General features: G+C 55.5%; 20 protein-coding genes and 1 pseudogene. 11 read left to right on the top strand and 10 right to left on the bottom strand.

What is annotated here, in order from left to right:
* Positions 1 to 7 precede the first annotated feature (7 nt).
* The 4 genes from ALP40_RS14170 to ALP40_RS14155 all read left to right on the top strand — a co-directional run bounded on the left by ALP40_RS14170 (position 8) and on the right by ALP40_RS14155 (position 2,409).
* A complete protein-coding gene (locus ALP40_RS14170) occupies positions 8 to 358 on the top strand; it encodes a hypothetical protein (RefSeq protein WP_122208877.1) in 351 nt (116 codons plus the stop codon).
* 43 nt (positions 359 to 401) lie between these two features.
* A complete protein-coding gene (locus ALP40_RS14165) occupies positions 402 to 1,211 on the top strand; it encodes a DUF2303 family protein (RefSeq protein WP_122208876.1) in 810 nt (269 codons plus the stop codon).
* 74 nt (positions 1,212 to 1,285) lie between these two features.
* Complete coding sequence (locus tag ALP40_RS14160) at positions 1,286 to 1,792, top strand: hypothetical protein (protein ID WP_122208875.1); 507 nt, start codon at positions 1,286 to 1,288, stop codon at positions 1,790 to 1,792.
* Positions 1,789 to 2,409 (top strand): hypothetical protein, encoded by a 621-nt coding sequence (locus ALP40_RS14155; RefSeq protein ID WP_183136043.1) that lies wholly within the window; start codon positions 1,789 to 1,791, stop codon positions 2,407 to 2,409. The genes ALP40_RS14160 and ALP40_RS14155 overlap by 4 nt, the downstream gene beginning before the upstream one ends.
* A gap of 466 nt (positions 2,410 to 2,875) precedes the next feature.
* Here the strand turns inward: ALP40_RS14155 and ALP40_RS14145 are convergent, their stop codons facing one another.
* From ALP40_RS14145 to ALP40_RS14125, 5 genes are all read right to left on the bottom strand, one after another.
* Entirely contained in the window at positions 2,876 to 3,586 is a 711-nt protein-coding gene (locus ALP40_RS14145) for a hypothetical protein (protein WP_122208873.1), read from the bottom strand.
* Positions 3,573 to 4,064 (bottom strand): hypothetical protein, encoded by a 492-nt coding sequence (locus ALP40_RS14140; RefSeq protein ID WP_122208872.1) that lies wholly within the window; start codon positions 4,062 to 4,064, stop codon positions 3,573 to 3,575. Before ALP40_RS14140 ends, ALP40_RS14145 begins: the two co-directional genes overlap by 14 nt.
* Before the next feature lie 20 nt (positions 4,065 to 4,084).
* Complete coding sequence (locus tag ALP40_RS14135) at positions 4,085 to 4,960, bottom strand: ParA family protein (RefSeq protein ID WP_163023469.1); 876 nt, start codon at positions 4,958 to 4,960, stop codon at positions 4,085 to 4,087.
* Between the two features lie 304 nt (positions 4,961 to 5,264).
* On the bottom strand, positions 5,265 to 6,098 hold the full coding sequence (locus tag ALP40_RS14130; RefSeq protein ID WP_122208870.1) for a site-specific integrase: 834 nt from the start codon (positions 6,096 to 6,098) through the stop codon (positions 5,265 to 5,267).
* A 585-nt stretch (positions 6,099 to 6,683) separates the two neighbouring features.
* Positions 6,684 to 7,229: a TetR/AcrR family transcriptional regulator gene (locus ALP40_RS14125; RefSeq protein ID WP_122208869.1), complete on the bottom strand. Its 546-nt coding sequence runs from the start codon at positions 7,227 to 7,229 to the stop codon at positions 6,684 to 6,686.
* 141 nt (positions 7,230 to 7,370) lie between these two features.
* Between ALP40_RS14125 and ALP40_RS14120 the strand changes: the two genes are divergently transcribed.
* The 3 genes from ALP40_RS14120 (at position 7,371) to ALP40_RS14110 (ending at position 9,374) form a co-directional block, all read left to right on the top strand.
* Positions 7,371 to 7,544, top strand: a complete 174-nt coding sequence (locus ALP40_RS14120) for an SMR family transporter (protein WP_259640708.1) — start codon at positions 7,371 to 7,373, stop codon at positions 7,542 to 7,544.
* A gap of 151 nt (positions 7,545 to 7,695) precedes the next feature.
* Positions 7,696 to 8,769, top strand: a complete 1,074-nt coding sequence (locus ALP40_RS14115) for a catalase family peroxidase (RefSeq protein ID WP_122208868.1) — start codon at positions 7,696 to 7,698, stop codon at positions 8,767 to 8,769.
* A complete protein-coding gene (locus ALP40_RS14110; RefSeq protein WP_122208867.1) occupies positions 8,766 to 9,374 on the top strand; it encodes a cytochrome b in 609 nt (202 codons plus the stop codon). Before ALP40_RS14115 ends, ALP40_RS14110 begins: the two co-directional genes overlap by 4 nt.
* Positions 9,375 to 9,396: 22 nt before the next feature.
* Here the strand turns inward: ALP40_RS14110 and ALP40_RS25860 are convergent.
* From ALP40_RS25860 to ALP40_RS14085, 5 genes and pseudogenes are all read right to left on the bottom strand, one after another.
* Positions 9,397 to 9,626 (bottom strand): annotated as a pseudogene (locus ALP40_RS25860) (AraC family transcriptional regulator); the annotation flags it as partial.
* Positions 9,627 to 10,066: 440 nt separating this feature from the next.
* Positions 10,067 to 10,555 carry a CesT family type III secretion system chaperone gene (locus ALP40_RS14100; RefSeq protein ID WP_122208866.1) on the bottom strand — a complete coding sequence of 163 codons (489 nt, stop codon included), beginning with the start codon at positions 10,553 to 10,555 and terminating at the stop codon, positions 10,067 to 10,069.
* A 73-nt stretch (positions 10,556 to 10,628) separates the two neighbouring features.
* Positions 10,629 to 11,666 carry an Hrp-dependent type III effector protein gene (locus tag ALP40_RS14095; protein WP_258197806.1) on the bottom strand — a complete coding sequence of 346 codons (1,038 nt, stop codon included), beginning with the start codon at positions 11,664 to 11,666 and terminating at the stop codon, positions 10,629 to 10,631.
* A 683-nt stretch (positions 11,667 to 12,349) separates the two neighbouring features.
* Positions 12,350 to 14,629: an HrpF/NolX family T3SS translocon protein gene (locus tag ALP40_RS14090; protein ID WP_122208865.1), complete on the bottom strand. Its 2,280-nt coding sequence runs from the start codon at positions 14,627 to 14,629 to the stop codon at positions 12,350 to 12,352.
* 87 nt (positions 14,630 to 14,716) lie between these two features.
* Positions 14,717 to 15,271: an RNA polymerase sigma factor gene (locus tag ALP40_RS14085; protein ID WP_122208864.1), complete on the bottom strand. Its 555-nt coding sequence runs from the start codon at positions 15,269 to 15,271 to the stop codon at positions 14,717 to 14,719.
* A 246-nt stretch (positions 15,272 to 15,517) separates the two neighbouring features.
* On the opposite strand from ALP40_RS14085, the gene sctW reads away from it, so the two are divergent.
* The 4 genes from sctW to ALP40_RS14065 are packed head-to-tail and all read left to right on the top strand — an operon-like array spanning position 15,518 to position 21,080.
* Complete coding sequence (gene sctW, locus ALP40_RS14080) at positions 15,518 to 16,621, top strand: type III secretion system gatekeeper subunit SctW (protein WP_122208947.1); 1,104 nt, start codon at positions 15,518 to 15,520, stop codon at positions 16,619 to 16,621.
* A complete protein-coding gene (sctV, locus tag ALP40_RS14075) occupies positions 16,621 to 18,720 on the top strand; it encodes a type III secretion system export apparatus subunit SctV (protein ID WP_122208863.1) in 2,100 nt (699 codons plus the stop codon). Before sctW ends, sctV begins: the two co-directional genes overlap by 1 nt.
* A gap of 33 nt (positions 18,721 to 18,753) precedes the next feature.
* The gene (locus tag ALP40_RS14070; RefSeq protein WP_122208862.1) at positions 18,754 to 19,734 is read left to right on the top strand and encodes an FHA domain-containing protein; all 981 of its coding nucleotides are present in this window, start codon (positions 18,754 to 18,756) and stop codon (positions 19,732 to 19,734) included.
* A complete protein-coding gene (locus tag ALP40_RS14065; protein ID WP_122208861.1) occupies positions 19,731 to 21,080 on the top strand; it encodes a FliI/YscN family ATPase in 1,350 nt (449 codons plus the stop codon). The genes ALP40_RS14070 and ALP40_RS14065 overlap by 4 nt, the downstream gene beginning before the upstream one ends.
* Position 21,081: the final 1 nt, after the last annotated feature.

The following is a 21,081-nucleotide window of genomic DNA, read 5'->3' as shown; positions in this document are numbered from 1 at the left end:
ACAGGACATGAAACCCACGGACACAGCCGAGTTCATCGGCGAACTCAACGCAGGCGTCTTTGCAGACCAAATCGGTCACGCGCTCTCGGAAGTGGCTGCAGGCGTGGTCGACAACAAGAAAGTCGGCACCGTGACACTGACGTTTTCGCTCAAGCAAATTGCCGACAGCCACCAGGTCACCGTCAACCACAAGCTGGCCTACAAAGTGCCCACCAAACGCGGCAGTCGTACCGAGGACACCACACTCGACACGCCGATGTATGTAGGCGAAGGCGGTCGTCTGACGCTGTTTCCAGAAACGCCTGCAGCAGAACAGATGTTTGATCGCAAAGCCGCCCCTATCCCAAGCAGGTCGTAACACAACGTTTTTTCATACCTCTCACCACAGCAGGAAATGATTCATGGAAGCCAAAGCAATCCAGTTGATCCAAGACACCGCCGTACTCGCGAATGCCAAGGCGCTGGACACCTTCACGCCCTCAATCGCCCTCCCCGCGACCGTCACGGTGGTCAGTCTGGAGAAGTTTCAGCAGAGCCGCAGCCGATTCCGAGGGGCGCTTGAGACGTCCTCACTCAAAGATTTTAGTGAATACGTGCAAGCCCAGGCCGACGGCAGCACGTCGGGCTTTGTGGACAGTGATGACATGACGTGTACCGTCTTTTTCAACCTCGGCGATCAGGACAATCCAGGCCACGGGGACTTCCGCGCCAAACTCACCTTGAAGAAGACTGCTGCATTTGTCGCTTTGGAGCGCGCAGCCGGGTCCAAACACGCTCAAAAAGAGCTGAGCGACTTCATTGAAGACTGGGCACCGAACCTTCAGGCGCTGACTCAGGACGGAACAGAGATTGAACTGCGCCGAGCTGCCGGGGCAATTCGCTCCATCACCATTGAACAGGCACGCAAAAGCGAACACGTCGTCGGCGACATGAGCGCCTCTCGTTCGGCGATGGAGCAGATCGAAGCTAAGTCGGCAGACGGCCTCCCTGCTGAGCTGCTGTTCAGCGTCATCCCCTACGAAGGTCTGCAGGCTCGGACCATCCAGTTACGCGTCGCTGTGCTCACCGGCGGCGATCAGCCCGTGCTCCGACTGCGCTGGATCGGCGAGGCGCAGCTGCGCGAAGACCTTGCCCAAGAGTTCAAGCAGGTCGTAGCGCTGGAAGTCGGCGAGTCAACTGATCTGACCATCGGCAATTTCACCCTGGCTTAACCCTCAACACGCCTCAGCCCGCCGCCGTCCTCTCACCACCGATCCGGCGACGGGCCTACCCAAGGACACAGCACATGCAAGCACAGCACATCATCATTTTGACCGGCCTGGTCGTATGCTTTCTGCTCCTCACCGTATTCGTCGAGAGAGCATTCAAACGGGCACTGCGCAGGTCGTACTGGGCGGGAAAATCAGCAGGCATAGCTGATAGCAGCGCACGCTTGGACGCATTGAACGCGGACATCGCCATGCTCGCCCGCCGTCGTGAGCGCGAGCGCAGAGGTTTTCTCCAGTCCATTGAAATCAAAAACCTGACGATCAGGGACCTTGAAACACGTCTGACGAACAACCCTACCTGCCTGCTGACTCAAGCAGACATGCAAGTGCTGCTGGACACCGCGACAACGCTCAATCTGGCTCACAGGACGTGGGTGCCAATGAAAGGCACGGAACCTTGGCGAGTGCGGGCTGCTTCCCAGCTTATCCACTTGGAAAGCATCGCACATCGCATTCATGCGAAGACTCGTCTCGCTGAAAGGCCTGCGGTTGCCACGGACGATGCAGCACGGGAGGCAGCATGAGCCGTACAAAAGCACGCGACGTAGCCCGAAGACAGCTCGCCGAAACCGTGAAAGTGTTGAACGATTGTGTACTCCTGCTGAGTAGGTCCAGCGCGCTGATCAGCCATCTTGATACCCCCGAGGTAGCTCAGTACCTGGCAGATCTGGATGCGTTTTGGAAACGTCCCTTTCCCCAGCAAGCGGCTCAACACCTCGATAACCGAGCTGTGGACACGTTCGCCGCGGCAATGAAAGCCAAGCTAGCCAACGCCCGTGCTAAAGGCCGTCAAGGCTGGAGTGAGGCGGCGGCACGGGGCGAGCAACTGGCCGACCTTCGGGTAGGGCATCTTTCCAGAAGCAATTTTGACAACTTCGAGGCTATTGTGAACTTTGCCATGATGCTGCACCTACGGGGCACCAATCCGACTGTACAGACATCGGCCTTTCACAGGGTCAATAAGCCGAGCCAACCAATCGCGTGGGATGTGCTATCCAGTCGTGGAAGCTGGTGCAAAACCGTGAGGGGGCATGAAACCGCCTTGGCAGCAAAACAGCGAGGTTTCAAGATTGAGCCTCTGTACCGTCACGCCCAATGCTTCGAGACTACTGCAGACGAGCTGATGGAGCAGCAATCATGAAGGAACTAATCGTAAACTCTGAAAGCGCGGAGCTGCTAATAACTCTTAGAGCATTGGTGACCGAATTGAGGGCGTCTAGGGTCTCAATTGAAGACGAGCTGTGGACCTTTGACGACATAGCAACGTACTTAAAGCTTTCTCAATATACCGTAGAAAGGCGCGTTGTTGTCCAACCCGATTTTCCAGAACCGTTACAACCCTGTGCGAGCAGCAAAGGGTCTAAAGCTGTGAAACGCTGGTTTGGAGGAGAGGTGATTAAATGGGCACGCCAGAATCGAGCCAAACTTCCAATATCACGGAACACTCGAAGGGTAGCATGACGGGCTGAAATACGAAACAGGAATAACATTCATCTAAATTTATCATTAGAGTGCTTCTTGCATGGGACTGGACTAACTCTTCATGCCGCCTGCATTTAAAAAAAACTTACTACTCACCAATCTAACGCCGCTCTAACACTCATATCTTACTGAAAAATGATATTTTTCTGCTTGTCCGTTGTTAGCCTTGAAGTCAAATTTTCGGTAACTGCAGCTGGCAACCCTAGATTACTAATTATTCCGAGCGAGAAAAGAATATCACTGAGATACTGAGCAACATCGCCTTGCAAAGTAACACACTGCCTCAGCAACCTTGCCTCACGTACAACATCTTTCAAGCTGACAACTTCTGAAATTACGAACGGACTCTGAGAGTGAACGTGCGCTGACAGGAGCCTGTAAACATCGAATTTATCGGAGTTGAGCGCAGAAAGAAGACCAAATTTTTCACCAAACCCAGTATAATTTTCAGTAAAATATCGCAGCGCTTCTTTTTTCAAAACAAAACCATCTCCCGTTCGGCATAGACTCTTGTACTCTACGGGGTGGTCTTTAAAATACAACCAACTTAGCATCAAATCTAGCTGAGCTCGAAGTGCGAAAAGCGAAGGCCTTACTAATCCTAATGCGGCGAAGGCGGCAGCCTCTCTAATACTGGACGCTACCGCATGCAACAACTCATCAGCAACTTTAGTTAAGAAATATCTGCGCAATGCTTCTACCCAAACGAGCAGCAACTTTGACGACGCTTGAAATTCCTCCAATATCATTAAACCATCAGCATCGGAAAACCCAGAAACTGATTTAATTAGCTCGAAGCGTTGTTTTTCATGAATACTCTTTTTAGCGGCGCACATTCCAATCCAACCCCTTTTTATCTTTAAATTTATTAAAAACAGAGGTTGCCGCGTACAGCACCTCAGAAGGAGGGACATGCACACTCAGCCTATCAAGCCAATTGGACAAAGATTTTTTCGATAGTGGCGGGACATAAAATCGCTTTAAGTGCTCAGCCATAAGATGTACTATCTCTTCTGAAGATAGCCCCAACTCGTCAACCAGAAGCTGTCTAACCTTAAAATTTAGCTCACTATTCATACTTTGACTCGAATAGTGAGACCCCATATCATAGGACTCAAGGGATGGACTGATATAGTCACTAGCATGATGATAGTTAGAGTAACGAGCATCAAGGCTACCACTTATGACCTTTTGCACCTGGAAACTTTCTTCCACAGCATCCTCTACCACTTCTAATGGTAAAGAGGACAGCTCATTACAAAGACGGACTATATCTCGCCTCGACCAACCAGCAACGACCATCAACTGCAACATTCGTGAGACATCTGGACTTTTCATTTTAATCCCAGTGCTACGGCCAGTTCTTTGTTAATTCGCGCAATCCTATCTTTCAAAGCCTTCGAATGAGGCGCTTTTCGATCGGTCGCGAAACCCGTACGCGTCGGACTAGCTTCCAAAAGCCGCGTCATATGCATAGACGCAGCTAGCGTTATTCGGCCATAGGTTGGATCGCTGCGCAATTCATTCTCGACGGTCGGATCATATTTCGACGTTGGAATCCCATTCAAAATGATGATTTTTTTTAATTGAGCTTCGAGTCCCCTAAAACCGCTTATGAAATCATCAAGCATACGCAACCCCAACATCGAGTAACGGTCAGGTCTTACAGGAACAAGCAAGTGCGTGGAAGATTTCAGCGCGCATACTGTCAAGAACGACGAGCTCGGATTGCAATCAATGCATATAAGATCGTAATGCTCGCGAGCTTGCTCGACGAATTTAGCGAACCTCGCGGCTGCGACATCCAAAATAGACTTATCGCTCATGAGGGAATACTTGCACAAACTAAAATCGCCGGGAATCAGGTCAAATCTTATGCCGTTTTTGAGGCTATACATCGAAAATTTCACGTCATCAACTTGCGGTACGTCACCGTTTTGTTCATGAACACTGTATAGCGATACGTCTTCAGGGGATTCCATCACAGACAACATTGTGCGACGAGCGTTCTTTACCTTCTCATAAAGCGCCTCAGGAAAAATAGTCTGGGTAAGATTGAACTGGGGGTCGATATCAATGAGTAACACATTTTTTTCATGTGTTTTGTAAAACTCTCTGAATACATGGGCGGTCAAAGTTGTTTTTCCAACCCCACCCTTCATGTTCAATATTGACATAACCTTACCCATTTTAGTCTGCTGCTTCGCCATCAACATCTCCTTATGCGTATCCCTGCACGCCACAGCGACTACCGAAAACCTTAGGGAAAGCACTCCCGCGGAACGGATCTCCATCATCATTCTAGCTTTACCATGATCGGTACGGCGAGCCTTACCATCCTTTCCGTTGTCGTTCGGCCAAGCTCACCTCTGGAATGTGTCTTGAATCATCCTATTGAGACAGGAATCGCATCCACACCCTGTCACCTTTTTGCAGCCGTCAGCTATGCGCTCTGCCGAGAAGCACGCCTAGAGCTGTTGCCCTTTCCTGAAAAGACTGGATGAATCTCGGCATTCAGTCGAGCCTCTGCGCCATTTCAGGGGCGGTTGCGTTGTAATACACCATCAATGATCGCGGATCTTTATGACCTGTAATCCGTGCGAGGTCCAACATGTCGACTTTTCGAGCGAGTCGAGTAGTCGCTTCGTGCCTGGTGTCATGGAAGTGCAGATCGTTGATGCCAAGCTCATCCCTGACTTTTCGGAACATAGCGTCGGCGGAAGCAGAACCGAGCCTGAAAACTTTGCTGTCTCCAGCGCGGTCACCCACCAGCTTTTGCAGTAGCTCTCCGGCTCGCCTTGTAAGCGGCACATTTCTGCTTTCACCGTTCTTGGTCATTCGCAAACGGACATATCGATCCTTAAGCCGCACGTCGTCAACGATCAAACCTAAAATCTCCCCCTGCCTCATCGCAGTTTCAAGCGCTAATAGAAAAACATAGGCAAGCTCTTGATGCAAAGTAGCCGGAGCAACACCCTCAATGAACCCTAATCGGCCAATGAGAGCGCTCTCTTCAGACTCGGAGACGCGACGATCTCTTGGCCTACCATTGCTAGGTCGCTTGACCTCACGTACGGGATTGCTTGTACAGCATTTCCACTCCCGCTTGGCTATTTCGAAAACAGACGAGAGCAAAGTCATATCGCGCCGGACAGAAGGACCGGATACCTTCCTCAGCCTAAGATCGCGCCACTCAGCAATTTGGTCAGCGGTGACGTTGCCAATCATCTCACCAACGAACGTTAGCTCATTGTCCATCTTATCCAGGCGCAGCTCTTCCCAGCGCTGACCAGCCTTCGTAGTCGATACGTCGCGCTTGTATCGTCTCAACGCGTCCGATAACGTCATTTGATTGCCAGCTTTTGGCTTCCCACTTCCTGCTAGGATCCCTGCTTCACGATGCGTTGCCCATGCAACGGCAGCTGCTTTTGTCGCAAAGGTGTGCGAGTCGCGGATCCCAAGCTTGACTACCTCAGCTCGCCACCCCCCGCTGCGCTTTCGATACGACGCCACGTCGGTCCCCTTTGGCGTAAATTTGGCGTAAAGCCTATCACGCCAATGCAACTATATGCCCCTATCTGCACATGCAAATTAAGGTAAAAATCATGATAAACAAGTAGTTGCAGCGATATGCAACCTAAAGCAATTTTCTATACGGCGTATTAAGATTCCCCCTCGGGGCACCACATAGCAATATCTGAAAGTCTCTACCAGACTCTCAGCACTAAAGAAACCGGCCACTTGAGCCGGTTTTTTTGTGCCTGGCTGTCCGCCCCAGCGTCCCTGTATCGCTGCTTGCATCCTGAGAGAAATAACTGACCTTGGGATACAAGGATTAAGCGCGCAGAGCCGCGCACAAGGCCGACTCGATTTCGGCTCCCGGCGATGAAAGCGTTGACCGACCGGACCAGTGAGCTGTTCAGCAGTGCATGATCAAGGATTCTTGAGCAGTTCTTGCATCAATACATCAAGTTCCTCGCGCTCTTTGGTGTCGACCTTATAGGTAGACAGCAAATCCGATAGCCATAACCCGTCTGCCGCCAAACGAACAAGCAAGGCATTCGCAGACGGAGTTCGGTCTGTAGATCGTTCGATTTCTGCCCGTTCGCTCCACCGTGCCGCGAGTCCGCGATCTATGACGGTGGCCACTACCATTGCGCGCCATCCCTCGGTGTCCTCATACGACGTGGCATTGAGCGACATACGTGCGTAGCGCAAGGCTGGTGGCGCCGACGCATCTTCCAGCGCCAGTGCTTCGTTGAATTGATCCATGTAGAGATCGAAAAGCGCAGAGAGCAGCTGTTCTTTCGTGCCGAAATGATGCTGTACAGCACCCTTGCTGACACCGGCTGCAGTGGCAATTGATCCGATCGAAACAGGCTGACCAGAACTTAACAACACAGTGGCGGCGTGAAAAAGCCTCCTTTTGACCTGGTCAGGTTGTTTCGGAGGCCGGGAGGTGTGCGCTTTTGAAGTCATGAGTGGATTCTACAACGTAAAAATGATGTACGATACGATCGTATTGTAAAAATCGTTCCTGCGAAACGATGATGGCCAACCGGGCTGGTGGTTGTTTTTTACGGCTCTGCATTCTACGGGCTTGCCTAGGCACTGAAAGGTTTGCCACTCGGGATTGCTTACGTCATATGGGCCGGTTTGGTCATCGTCCTGATCACGCAGGTCGGAGTCGTTGCCTTTAAGCAAAGACTGGATCTTCCAGCAATCATCGGCATCGTTTTCATTGTGACGGGAGTGATCGTGATGAACGCGTTTTCAAAGACAGCATCGCATTAACGGTACGAAATTCAACTGCAAAGAATGTTCGGTGTTGGCGCACCCGCAGATTTTTGTGAGCCATCCTATCTACTCAGGGAGTCATGATGAGCAGCACCTCCAGCCCCCCATTCGCCCAGTCCACCAACGGACGCGGCAACGGAGGTCGCCCATGAAAATCAGCGATATTGATTTGAAACGGAGCTGGCCAGCCTTGGCCGGCATCGGCGCGATCATCGCCGTGCTGGCCGCAGCCTTCGCCTGGACCGCCGGTTTGCTCGGTCAGCGGGTGACCAATATGACGTTCCTGGAAGACACGCAGCACGACTTTCCTGCCGGCTACCGTAGGGCACATGGTAAGGGAATGTGTTTCGAAGGCGTGTTTCGTGCAAGCGGTGAGGTGGCAAAGTACTCCCATGCCAGAGTTTTCGCTCAGCCGGAAACAAGGGCCATAGGACGCTTCTCGATTGGGAACATGAGCCCTTATGCTGCGGACAACTCCACGAGCACCGTAAGCATGGCGATGATGCTCACTGCCGATAACGGACAGCAGTGGCGCATGAAGATGAACAACGAGCCGTATTTCGCCACCCGCGATGCACCCGGCTTCCTCGCGATGCTGAAAGCCACTGCGCCTGATCCGAGTACCGGAAAACCCGTCCCCGAGCACGTGGCCGCCTTCCTCGCGGATTATCCGGAGGCGCGCAAATACATGGAGGCGGATGCCGTAAAACCTTGGACCAGTAGCTTTGCCGGTGCGACGTTCTACGCCATCCATGCCTACTTTCTGCTCACCGAGGATGGGCAACGACAAGCCATGCGCTGGTGGATGCGGCCGCACGCAACATTCACCTCCTGGAGTGATGAGGAGCGTGCGCGGGCCAGTCATGACGCCTTGTTCCAGGATGTAGCGCAACGCCTGACAAAGGCGCCCTTATATTGGGATATGGTGATGCAACTGGCCGCGCCAGGTGATCCGGTGGACGATCCATCGCAGCCTTGGCCGGAAACTCGCCAACAATTAGTCGCCGGGACGTTGGAGGTACAGCGGGTCTTTGATCAGACTGACGGCGTTTGTCGCGACGTTAATTTCGATCCCACCTTGATACCGGCGGGTATGGCGTTGTCGAACGATCCGGTATTGGCCACCAGGGCAGGTATTTATGCCCACTCATACAACTCACGGCTGCACGAAATCGGCTATGGCAAGGCCACCGATGCGGTTGGAAAGAAGACAGCACAATGAAGACCGAAACCCGCCCCGTAACAAAAACGCCACAAAGCAATAAAGCTGGCCAGCCAGAACGGTTCAATCTGATGGCGCAACTGCTGCATTGGACGATGGCAGCAGCCATTCTGGCGATGCTGTTCATCGGCGTGGCCATGATGACGTCACTGACCTGGCGGCCGGAGCTGCTCGATCTTCATCAACCGCTGGGCATCGCCATCTTGCTTTTGGCGATCGTGCGCCTGGTCAACCGGCTTCGTCACAGAGCACCAGAACTGCCCGCCGACATTCCACGTTGGCAAGTGATATCAGCCGAAGCATCGCACTGGGTGCTGTATGCGCTGATGTTCTCGCTGCCGCTGCTCGGCTGGGGTGTGCGCTCGGCGGGCGGATGGCCTGTGACGATGTTCCCGGGTGTCATGCTGCCGCCCATCGCACCTGTCCATCCGGTCTGGTACGCGATACTGCGTGACGCCCACGGCCTGCTGGCCTGGTTCCTGTTCGCCGTCGTGCTGATGCATCTTGGCGCTGCACTCATGCATGCCTGGGTGCGCCGTGACGGGGTCTTCTCCACCATGACGCCAAAAGGTTTTTATCATCGTTACCGCCGCAACAGGAAATAGCTCAGCTTCGTGGATCCGGAGTCAGATCTCCCGGTATCCATAGGGCGCACTGCGGCAGCACGATCCAGACACCGTCTTCAATTCGCAATTGAGAATGCCGCGTAGGGAGTAGATCAGTTGTGCCTTGCGGTGCTGATGCCTCGCAGTTTCCCAGTCCTTTGTTACCGAGGTGGCACTTAATGCCACAACGGGTCGCGAAACACTGTCAGCGTCCCAAGGCACTGTTAGGTCGGTGATTGCAATGCTAGACATGCTGTCTGTGGCGCCTCGGATGGAAGACGAGGCGTTGGCCTAATCGAAAAAGACTATGAGCAACCTGTTCAATCACGTCTAGCCATACCTTCCGCTCGGGGCATGGATCTTGTTCCACCGATGTAGGGTTACATAACGGGCTGAAGCGGCAAGTTCACACCGAACCTACCCTTTCAGCCATCTGCGAATACCATTACCAATACAGGAATTAAAAAAAGACCTTGAAATTCAAGGTCCTTTTTTTCGTCTGTAGAAAGCCAACAGCAGCGCAGGCACGAGGCCAACTGACCCATTGCCAAGACCGTCTTGTCCCACATAGCGCTTTTTCAGTCGAATAACGATCCCCCTATATGCATCAATATTTAACACTCGACCAGAGCAAGACGCTTCCAACGGTCAGGTGCGAACGAGGCTAGCGCCCAAGACAACAATAAGCCGCGTTAAACCAGCACCTCTTTCAAACCCGTGCTGAGGCTGCTTTTTACCGATGAAGATAAAGACGACTGCGGCACTTTCTCAACGTTCTCTTTCAAGGGTACTGCGAGCCATCCTTGCATCTTTTGAGCTTGCTCGGCGAAACGTTTGAACAGGTGGATGATTGCCGCCTGATCAAGCAGCAAAAAAGCCTGTCGCGTCCACAGGATCACTTTTTGTTGTTCGACGATGGCGCCCGTCAGGATGGGCGGATGCTCAAGCCCCAGCAAGTTTGTCTGCAGCAGGATCCCTAGCGTTTCAAGGTCTTTAAAGCGCTCAGCGGATATCGGAATCAGGCAACTGACGGTGAGAAAGTCATTAGGCGACTGCTTCAACTCAATCGCAAGACCGCCTTCAAGCGTGACGACATAGCTGTCGGAAGCCTCCAGATTATCTACAGGCAAAGCCAAAAGTTTGAAGACAGGCATCAAAAGTAGCTTGAGTCGATTTTCCATACGTCCTCCATTACCTCAAAAAGCAGGTGATTGAAAAATATGATTCACTGTCGTGGATTAATTGTCTTGTTCATCACCACCCGTGGCCGTAAGGGTCGTTATTGAAATAGCTGTCGACGTCCATGTTGTCCATATCGTCCAGCGAATTGGAAAACTGAGCGTCAGACATCTCCACGTCCTGGTTAGCCCATGAAGGCTGTGCGGGCACAACGGGGGGATGTGACGACTTGACAAGTCGCTCATTGAATTGACGCATGGACAACGACTGGTCCACCGTTTGCGAAGAAGAGTCATGATAAACGGCACCCAGATTCTTTGAAGCGTGCACCTGCTTATAGAATTTCAGGCCCGAATCGGGGCGCAGTAACGCGTCTGCCAATGCCGCTCCCTGAAGATGACCATAGTGTGGATGCGTCTCTTCAAAGTGTTCGTTGATTTGCGCCTGTGACCACGTTGGAGCGTTGAGCAATTCTTGACGCATACTGGGGTTATAACTGGCATCGTACTCACGAACTACATTGGGATGTCTTCCGCCAAGCGCAAAATCCTTTGCCCGAAGGGCTCGACCAAATTCAGGCCATGCGTCTGAAATCACAAACTTGCTGCTCTCTCGAGCATCGCCAACTCTTACGTAGGCGTGTCCAACGTCATTTGCGCCCATGAGCGCAACTCGGGTATGGACATTCGACGCAGACAACAACAGCAGGTTAACGTCTGCCATCTGATCACAATTACCCGCTTGAACAGAGGCGGCTACAAACGCCATGTGATGCAAAGGATCCGAATGCCCGGTATTCATCCCCCATTTAGGATGCGTCCCGTTCTGAATGCCATAAGACATGTTCGTGCGCTTATAGGACTCACCTTGCGAAGATCGCACATGCCCACTTTGATTACCGGAGCCAAAGTTCAATACCTCCCAAGTGTCATTGATGGCTTGGTTGGCGGCTTTCAAAGCTGTCATTTCCCGCGCCGATACTGGAACGTACTTGGAAGCATGGGCGGACTTGCCGGGTTCAAGAACATCGTTCATCGCAACCCGGTCATCCGGGCCCAAATGCTGCAGATTTGATAGATTGGCGGTAAAACCGCGTTGTGCTGGAGTAAGCATAGGGTCACCTCATTTTTCAGTCCCGATTGTCAGTGGCGAGATCGGTAAAACCAGTTCCTCCATGCCCTGTAGCTTTTTCTTCATAAAGAGGTTATACGTCGCTCGATCATGATTGGCGGGCGTCTACCGCTGACAAAGTGCCGACGCGCAGTCCAACCTCTTTGGCCGCCTCCAGAAGCGTCGTGAAACTGTACCTGGAAGACACTTGACCAGGGCGTCGATCGCCATCGGTCTGCATGGCCAGATAGACCTTTAGTCAGGCATCTGACTGCCTTTTTAGATATTCATTGAGGGCCTTGCCATTTCCCACCAACTCGGTGACCCGATTGGCAGGCAGCTTATTATCCTTGCAAGCGTTTTTTGTAGGATCAGGGCTGAACGTGTGCCAGCTCTCGCCCAAACGGGCCTGTTCGGCAAGATCGTTCGCCTGGAAGGCTACGGCTGAATGCGTTGCGACCTAATGTGAGGTTGAGACCACAAACTGACTGTGATGAATATAACTTCTGCTCGCTACATCAGACCTGATTTTCCCGGTGCGCTTCAGGGTGCCTTCACGTGTTGAAAGTGCCATTTTTTGAGCATGGCACTGACGTTTTCTACGTTTCATCCGAGTGAAATCTGGCGCGACAGTGAGTCCTTCAGAGGCCAGCGTCATTCGACTCGGCCTCTGATTTTTCAGCGGATCAATGCGCCTTAGCAATCCCGAACTGATCCAGCACCGGATCCACGTTATGGTCGAACGCTTTCTGCGCTTTGTGCTTTTTGACGGCATCGATAATCATTGAAATCCCGAAGCCCAGCGCCATCGCGCCGTCGACCGCCCAGCCGATGACGGGGATCGATGCACCGACGGCCATGCCGGCAGCCATACCGGCGGCTTCGCCCGCCACCATGCCCACTGCACGTCCAACCATCTGCCCAGCCATGCGACCAAGCCCGACCGAGGCTTCGCGGCCCAGCAACTTGGCACCGGCGTCGACTCCGCCCTTGATTGCCTCCGCGCCGTATTTGGTGCTGTCGTAGATCGCTTGCGCCGCACCCAATTTGTCGCCGTGGGCGAGCATGTCCTTTACGGACATAAATCCCATGACAGACCTGAGCATTTTCGGCCCGCCACCTGCGAGAAGTTCGCTCGCCAGAGCGGATGCCTGGCTCTCGTCGGTCTTGCCTTCCAGCAGCTTGCGCCCTTTCTTGGAGTCCTGCAGTTCGCGAACCGTGGAGTTGGCGTAATCCTCTTTCACACTGTCGGTGACGTCGCTGGACAACACACTGTCGTAGGCCGCCTTCTGGCCAGCCATCATTTGCATCGCCTGTTCGCCATCGACTTTTTTCTGGCCAAGCAGCTGCTTGAGTGCGCCACCGTTTGCAAAGTTGTTCGTGTAGGAGTCTTTGATCGTCGACTCCAACTGAGGATTTTTGCTGACGACGTCACGAGGGTTCGGCACCTGCGTGTCGGGGAAAAGGTCATGCTGTAACTGCAACTGGGCGGACAGGCCACTGATGGCGCTGCTGTAATCGGGGTTGGGGTTATGCTTGTTGACGGCCTTGTCGGCGGTTGCCATATCGGTCTGTAACGCCTGACCGCTGTTGACGCTATCAGCCTGCTTGACGACCGCGTCCTTAAGCGCTGAATCGCTGCTTACCAGCCTGCGCTCCTCCTCGGGAACGCTGTCATTAAGGAAGGCCTGCACATCAGGATCAGCCTGCAACTGCGCAATCCGATCCGTAAGCCCCTGCTCGGTATTTTCCGTATCGCGCAACTCGCGCCCTGCAATCACGCTTTGCTGTGTCTGTTGCAGCTTGATCATCACCGCCGCTTTCTGAGCGCCGGTGTACGCTGTCGGATTATCAAACACGTTCGCGTTCAGCTTGCTGATGTCGATACCATCCACCGAGTTGAGCGTGGCGGCGTCACTGAGCATGCTCGCGAACTGGCCGCCGTTGGTGGGGGCGCTTTTCTTGATCCACTCACTCAGGTTTTTTGCGTTGAACAGTTTATCGGGGCTGTGTGCAGCCTTGGCACGGCCCTTCATTCCCGCCTCATCGAGCTGGCCAAGAAAGCCCGCTTGCGACCAGGTGCTGCACGACTGTTTGAGCGCCCCGGAAAGCCCGGGATTATTGGCGGCCAGATTCTTCAGGTCGTCGGCCCCCACGTTGTCATCGACCTTGGTCTGACCCTCGACACCCAGCTCATTGTGAGGATCGGCAGCCTGGGCCAGCGGCATGTTGGCGCGCATCACGGCGGCATTACGCACCATTTCCAGGGATTGCGGATCCGCGTCCGGATTGTCCTTCTGGTAGTTCTCCACGTCCTTGTCAGCACTTTTGGCAGCCTTCTCCATATTCTTGGCGAAGGTTTTCAGGTCCTTGTTGGTGATCTTGCCATCGGCCGTGCCGCCCTGCGCGGTGTCCACTGCGGTCTTGAGCGCCGGATTGTCGTTGATGAACTCCATCGCTTTCGCCGCATCAGGGCCGTCCTCTCTGGCCATCCATGCGGCGGCGATAGGCCGATTCAGCTCCTTGGCCGCTTGCTCGCGCTGCTCCGGGGGCAAGTGGGCAACCATCGGGGCCCAGCGCTCGAGCGCTTCAGGGGAGGAGAATCTGGAGTTATCAAGAAAGGCCGCGTCATCGGCTTTGGGGGCATTGGCCGAATCAGAGGCTTCGCTGCTGGTGGTGCTGTCGACCGACGAAAACGAGCTGGAGCGTGAGATGTCTGAGAAATCAGAGAAGGAGCCGACGTCGCTGTTGGCAGACGCACCGCCTGGAGAGAAGAGTGAGGCGACGGATGAGGCGGTATCGTCGGCACTGGTGAGCAGGTCCGAAAGGCTCTGACCCGACTGACCAAACTCCACGCCTGCGCCCGGAGTGCTAAGGTTTCGGGCAACCGGCGACGCGTCCGCCAGCTCACCAGTGGGTATTGAGGAGACATTACCGCTGAAGCTGGAAGAACCGGTTATACGCATGAAAGTCGCCGTCCAAAAGTGAAGGGTTTGATCACTGTGTGGCTGACGACGCCGGTCGGTTCCAGCTCCCGCATTAGATGTGTCTTTTCAGGCAAACGGGTCGATGTGCTGTTTCAACTGGACGCGGGCGCGTGAAAGCCGCGAACGCACCGTTCCGATCGGCACACCCAGCGTGCTTGCCGTGTCCTGGTAATTGCCGTCCATCTCCAGCGAGACCTCTAGCACCTTCTGCATGTTCGAAGGCAGGCAGCCGATGGCCTGAATCACCCGCGCCAATTGCCGATGCCCGTCTACCTGATGGCCAACGTCACCGTGCCCTTCCAGCTCGGAGTGAACCTCGTCCTCCCAGCTCTCCTGATAAGGCTGGCGATACATTTTGCGGAAGTGATTGCGGATCAGATTCAGCGCGATGCCGCACAACCAGGTTTGCGGTTTGCTCGCATGCTGGAACTTATGTTCGCTGCGCAGAGCTTCGAGAAAGACGCATTGCAGGATGTCGTCCACATCGTCAGGGTTCATCACGCGCTTCTGGATGAAGGCCCTGAGCATCTGAATCTGGTCCTGGGTCATCTGTCGCACACCAGCGTGAGAAGAAGACTGGCGGGATTGAGTCTTATCGAGAATCACAACGCGTGGGAACATGGGGCTTACCCTTGAGTAATGGTGTATACCCCCTATAGCGATAACCGTGCCACACGAAAAAAACAAATTAACCAATTGATTTATATAGACTTTAAAAATCTTGCAACTCTTTGAAATACATTTTTTTGCGCAACCCCCACGTTTTCAAGAGCAGCTTTTGGCACAACTGAAGTGCCTCTTCTGATCACGGAACTGAACCGACTCAACGACCCACTCAGCGGTCATGATCAGGCTCAGAACCTTCCTATGAAAATCGTTGCCCCGCCCATATTGCCAACCCATCCGGTCGTCCCGACCCGTGTTGTGGTGCCTGCTGCGCGGCCGATCCCTGTCCCGGAATCTCACAGCGAGGGGACATCGTCCCAACAGGTTTCGCGGTTCAGGGCGGCATTGGTGCAACAGAGCCGGATCCTGCGCCAGCGGGAACTGATCGCCAGCAGAAACGCCCTGCAGTCACGTGCCGTCAAGCTGGGCGAGCTCTATCAACTGCTGATGAATGAAGAGGACACCGGACTCGATAACGCCGCCAGGGGGTTGCGCAAAAAGCTGGCGCAGGACGACTCGTCTGAAATCGAGCAGGTGCTGGAGTTTTCCGAAGATGACGCCGCCAAGGCGTACGTCGTGCTCCAGGCCGCACGCAAGCAGGCTGAGTCCGAAGGCAGTCCGCACGAATACGAAATGTTGACTGACAGGATTAAACAGCTGCGACGCAAGTTTGGCACGCATGCCCGGGCAGGCATCAATACCGCCAAGGCCTTCGGTCGCCAGAACGCGGATAACAAACGCCGCACAGCCCTGCGCAATCTGTACAGCGTCGCGGTCAGCGGCCAGCCGAACATCACCGGATTGATCGAAGCGTTGATCAGCGAGCAGGAAGAACCCGGACAGTTCGACCTGAATCTTCGAGATATGCGTATCGCGATTGCCGACGACCTGTCGGCGATCAAGCCATCCACCTCTCATGAACAACTGCGCACGTTGATGCACGGCCTGACTACCGCACGTCACGTGGCCACCTTGCTGCGTGGGTGCGAACACTTGCTGGGACGGATGCGCAACAAGAATCCCGACCTGAAGGTCGATCCTCCGGCGTTTCTCAAACACCTGCTGACCCTGACGGCCAATGGCATGAATGTGAACCAGACGCTGCAACTGACCCAGCATATCGGGGGTGAGCACCTCAAACACCAACTGGCCTTTCTAAACGGTTTGCGCCCGATGCTCATGCAATTGCCCATCTTGCTCTGGCGAGACCTGAAGAGCCGTCAGACCGCGCTGAATAACCTGCTGGTCCTGATGAGCGATCTCACTCAACAGGAACAGAAGCAGACGTACAAGGGAATCGCCTGATGAATAGAGTCATCAATCTGTTGAACGGCGTGGCGCTGGCAGCCATGCGCCGCTCGGAACTGGTCGGCGCGTTCTTCGTGATCGCCATCGTGTTCATGATGATCACTCCCCTGCCAACCGGCCTGGTGGACGTGCTGATTGCCGTGAACATCTGCATCTCCTGCCTGCTCATCATGCTGGCGATGCACCTGCCCAGGCCGCTGGCGTTTTCGACGTTCCCGGCGGTGCTACTTCTGACCACCATGTTTCGCCTGGCGCTGTCGATCTCCACGACCCGTCTGATTTTGCTCAACCAGGATGCCGGACACATCGTCGAAGCCTTCGGCCAGTTCGTGGTGGGCGGCAACCTTGCGGTGGGTCTGGTGATCTTCCTGATCCTGACCGTGGTCAACTTCCTGGTCATCACCAAGGGTTCCGAGCGTGTCGCTGAAGTCGGTGCGCGCTTCACTCTGGACGCGATGCCCGGCAAACAGATGTCCATCGACAGTGATTTGCGCGCCAACCTGATCAGCGTCCAGGAAGCGCGCAAACGTCGGGCCGAACTGAACAAAGAGAGCCAATTGTTCGGTGCAATGGACGGTGCGATGAAGTTCGTCAACGGCGATGCCATCGCCGGCTTGATCATCGTTGCGATCAACATGATCGGCGGTATCTCCATCGGCGTGGTGCAGCACGGCATGACGGCGGGCGACGCGCTGCAGCTGTACACCGTACTGACCATCGGCGACGGCCTCATCGCGCAGATCCCGGCGCTGCTGATCTCGGTCACCTGCGGCATGATCATTACCCGCGTCCCCAACGCTGACGCGGGTGCGGAAGCGAACATTGGCCGCGAAATCGCCGAGCAGATCACCAGCCAGCCAAAAGCCTGGATTATCGCCTCCGTGGCCATGCTCGGCTTTGCTGCGCTGCCCGGTATGCCGACCGGGGTGTTCATCACCATCGCTATCATTTGCGGCGCGGGTGGTTTGCTGCAATTACAACGGGCCAAACCCAAGAAAGCGCAGGACGGTGCGGTGGCCGTGGCCCCAGAGATGAACGGTAAGGAAGACTTGCGCACGTTTGCACCCAGCCGCCAGTTTGTCCTGCAGTTTCACCCGAGCCAGAACCTGCAGCAGATCGAGGCGCTGGTCAGCGAGATCAGACAGCGTCGCAATCGACTGGTGATCAACTACGGCCTCACCCTGCCCTCTTTCATCATTGAACAGTCACAGCATCTGCAACCGGACGAATTCCGTTTCACGGTGTATGAAGTGCCGCTGCTTAAAGCCACCTTCAGCCAGAGCCACGTAGCGGTGAGTGCTCGCCAGGTGAACGGCGAAAACATGCCCTTCGCTATTCCCGGCAGCACGGACCGCCAAGAGGAACAGTGGATCTGGATACCGGCCGACGCGCCTGAACTTCAAGACAGCCCACTCAATGGCGTGAGCGCCATGACGCTGATCATCGAACGCATGGAGCGCGCGTTGCAGGCTTGCGGGCCGCAGTTCATCGGCTTGCAGGAAACCAAGGCCATCCTCGGCTGGCTGGAGAACGAGCAGCCGGAGCTGGCCCAGGAGATGCAGCGGGTACTGACCCTGACGCGATTCTCTGCTGTCCTGCAACGCTTGGCTGCGGAATGCGTACCGCTGCGCGCCATCCGGGTGATCGCCGAAACCCTGATCGAGCATGCCCAGCACGAGCGCGATATCAGCGTGCTGACCGACTACGTGCGTATCGCCCTCAAGTCGCAGATCTACCACCAATATTGCGGCACCGACGGTCTGCTGGTCTGGCTGTTGACGCCGGAAAGTGAAGGCTTGCTGCGCGACGGCTTGCGCCAGACACAGACCGAAACCTTTTTTGCGCTGGGCAACGAAGTCAGCCAGATGCTCGTGCAACAACTGCACATGGCGTTCCCTTTGCGGGCGCCCGAGCAGGCTGTTTTGTTGGTCGCGCAGGATTTGCGCAGCCCGCTGCGCAACTTGCTCAAGGAAGAGTTCTACCACGTCCCGGTGTTGTCTTTCGCCGAAATCAGCAATGCGGCCAAGGTCAAAGTCATGGGTCGTTTCGACCTGGAAGATGATCTCGAGCCGTTGGATAACGAGCATGCGGCCTGAGCCTGACGGGCTTGGGCACAGGGAGAAAATCGGATGTTTGAATTACGCGTACTGAACGGTCATCACCAGGGGGCTGCGCTGCCGCTGGTCGGTGAGCAATGGTCGATTGGTTCAGCCCCACAGCAGGATCTGGCCCTGGACGATCCAGGTATCGAGAGCCTGCACGGTCAACTGCAGCGCCTGGGCGACAGCTGGGTCCTGAACGGAGAAGAAGGACAGGTGTGCGACGAAGAAGGCGCTGTTCAGGCCAGCATCGAGCTGACCCTCAATCGTGCCTTCATGCTGGGTTCGGTCTGGCTGTGCGTCTCGCCCGCCGGCGATGAATGGCCCGAGGTGCCTGCGGTTATTCCCCCCAAGCCCGAGCCCGACCCGGTGCGTCACTCTGCCCCCCTGCAGAAAGTACCGTCGCGCTCGCAAAAACTGCTGAACCGTACCACCGGCATCATCGCAGGCTTACTGATCGGCGTTATCGGCAGCGCATGGAGCCTGACCCGCCCCGGCCCCACTGCCGTTGATCCTGAAGTCGCTCAGGTTGCAGCGCTGAAGCAGACTGCGGCAAAGGAGCCGGAAAAACCTGCGGGCACGCCTGCAACATCCGTCAGAGAGGTGCCCGACACGCGCATCCGTCTGGCCGATGCGGATGCCGTGCGGCATCAGCTCAACACCATGCTCAGCGACCGCATGCTCAGCCATATCAGCATTGACGAAACACCGGAAGGCCTTGTGCTCAATGGTGACGCCAAGGACGAGGCCCTGCTGGTTTACCAGCGCATGCTGCAACGCTTCAAGAACCGCTATAACTCGCCCGTGACAGTGCTCGATAACGTGTCCAGTGCGCACAACACACTCCCCTTCGTGGTGGTACAGATCATGACCGGCCCCCACGCCCACTTGGTGACCGCTGACGGCCGTCGCGTTTACGTCGGCGATGATGTGGACGGTTTGCGCCTGTCCAGAATCGATGAGCACCGCCTGCAGTTCGACGGTGATCGCCATGTCGAGGTGACGTGGTGAACGCGGCACTGGACCAGTGGAAAGCGGTTCAGGCGGCACGCCTTTCAACCTATAGCGCGGTGCGCGTCAGTGGCCGTGTGAGTGCTGTGCGGGGCATTTTGCTGGAGTGCAAACTGCCCGCTGCCAAAGTGGGCGATCTGTGCGAAGTGAACAAGGCCGATGGCAGCCTCTTGCTCGCCGAGATCGTAGGTTTCACGCCCGACTGCACACTGCTCAGTGCCTTGGGTGCTCCCGATGGGATTCAGGTCGGCGCGACCATTCGCCCGCTGGGCATCGCCCACCGGATTGGCGTCGACGACAGCCTGTTGGGCTGCGTGCTGGATGGTTTTGGCCGCCCTCTGCTGGGCGACGCCTTGGGCGCTTTTGCAGGCCCCGACGACCGTCGCCCGACCTTGCCCGTCATTGCCGACGCCCTTCCCCCGACCCAACGCCCGCGTATCAGCAGAGCCTTGCCCACCGGTGTGCGAGCCATTGACAGCGCGATCCTGCTGGGCGAAGGCCAGCGTGTGGGTCTGTTCGCCGGAGCAGGCTGCGGCAAGACCACGTTGATGGCCGAACTGGCCCGCAACATGGATTGCGATGTGATCGTCTTCGGTCTGATCGGCGAACGGGGTCGGGAACTGCGCGAGTTTCTAGACCACGAGTTGGATGAAACCCTGCGCAGCCGCTCGGTACTGGTCTGTGCCACCTCTGATCGTTCCAGCATGGAGCGGGCACGCGCCGCTTTCACCGCCACGGCTATCGCCGAGGCATTCCGTGCAAGGGGCCAGAAAGTGTTGCTGCTGCTCGACTCCCTGACGCGATTTGCCCGCGCGCAACGGGAGATTGGCATTGCCTCCGGCGAACCGTTGGGACGCGGCGGCCTGCCGCCGTCGGTGTACACCCTGCTGCCGCGCCTGGTGGAACGCGCCGGCATGAGCGAGAACGGTTCGATCACTGCGCTCTATACCGTGCTGATTGAGCAAGACTCGATGAACGACCCGGTGGCGGACGAAGTGCGTTCGCTGCTGGACGGCCACATCGTGCTGTCACGCAAACTGGCCGAGCGCGGTCATTACCCGGCCATCGACGTCTCCGCCAGCATCAGTCGGATCCTCAGCAACGTGACCGGTCGTGAGCATCAGCGCGCCAATAATCGTCTGCGCCAAATGCTGGCGGCGTACAAACAGGTGGAAATGCTGCTGCGTCTGGGCGAATACCAGGCAGGTTCAGACCCCGTCACCGATTGCGCCGTGAAGCTGAACGAGGACATCAATGCCTTCCTGCGCCAGGACCTGCGTGAACCGGTGCCGCTGGAGGAAACGCTGAATGCGTTGCTCAGGATCACTTCACAGTTGCCGGAGTAAA

Source organism: Pseudomonas viridiflava (assembly GCF_003702045.1).
In the GTDB taxonomy this organism is placed as follows: domain Bacteria; phylum Pseudomonadota; class Gammaproteobacteria; order Pseudomonadales; family Pseudomonadaceae; genus Aquipseudomonas; species Aquipseudomonas viridiflava_C.
The sequence above is the reverse complement of the archived record's forward strand: the minus strand, read 5'-3'. Positions and strand labels throughout refer to the sequence as shown.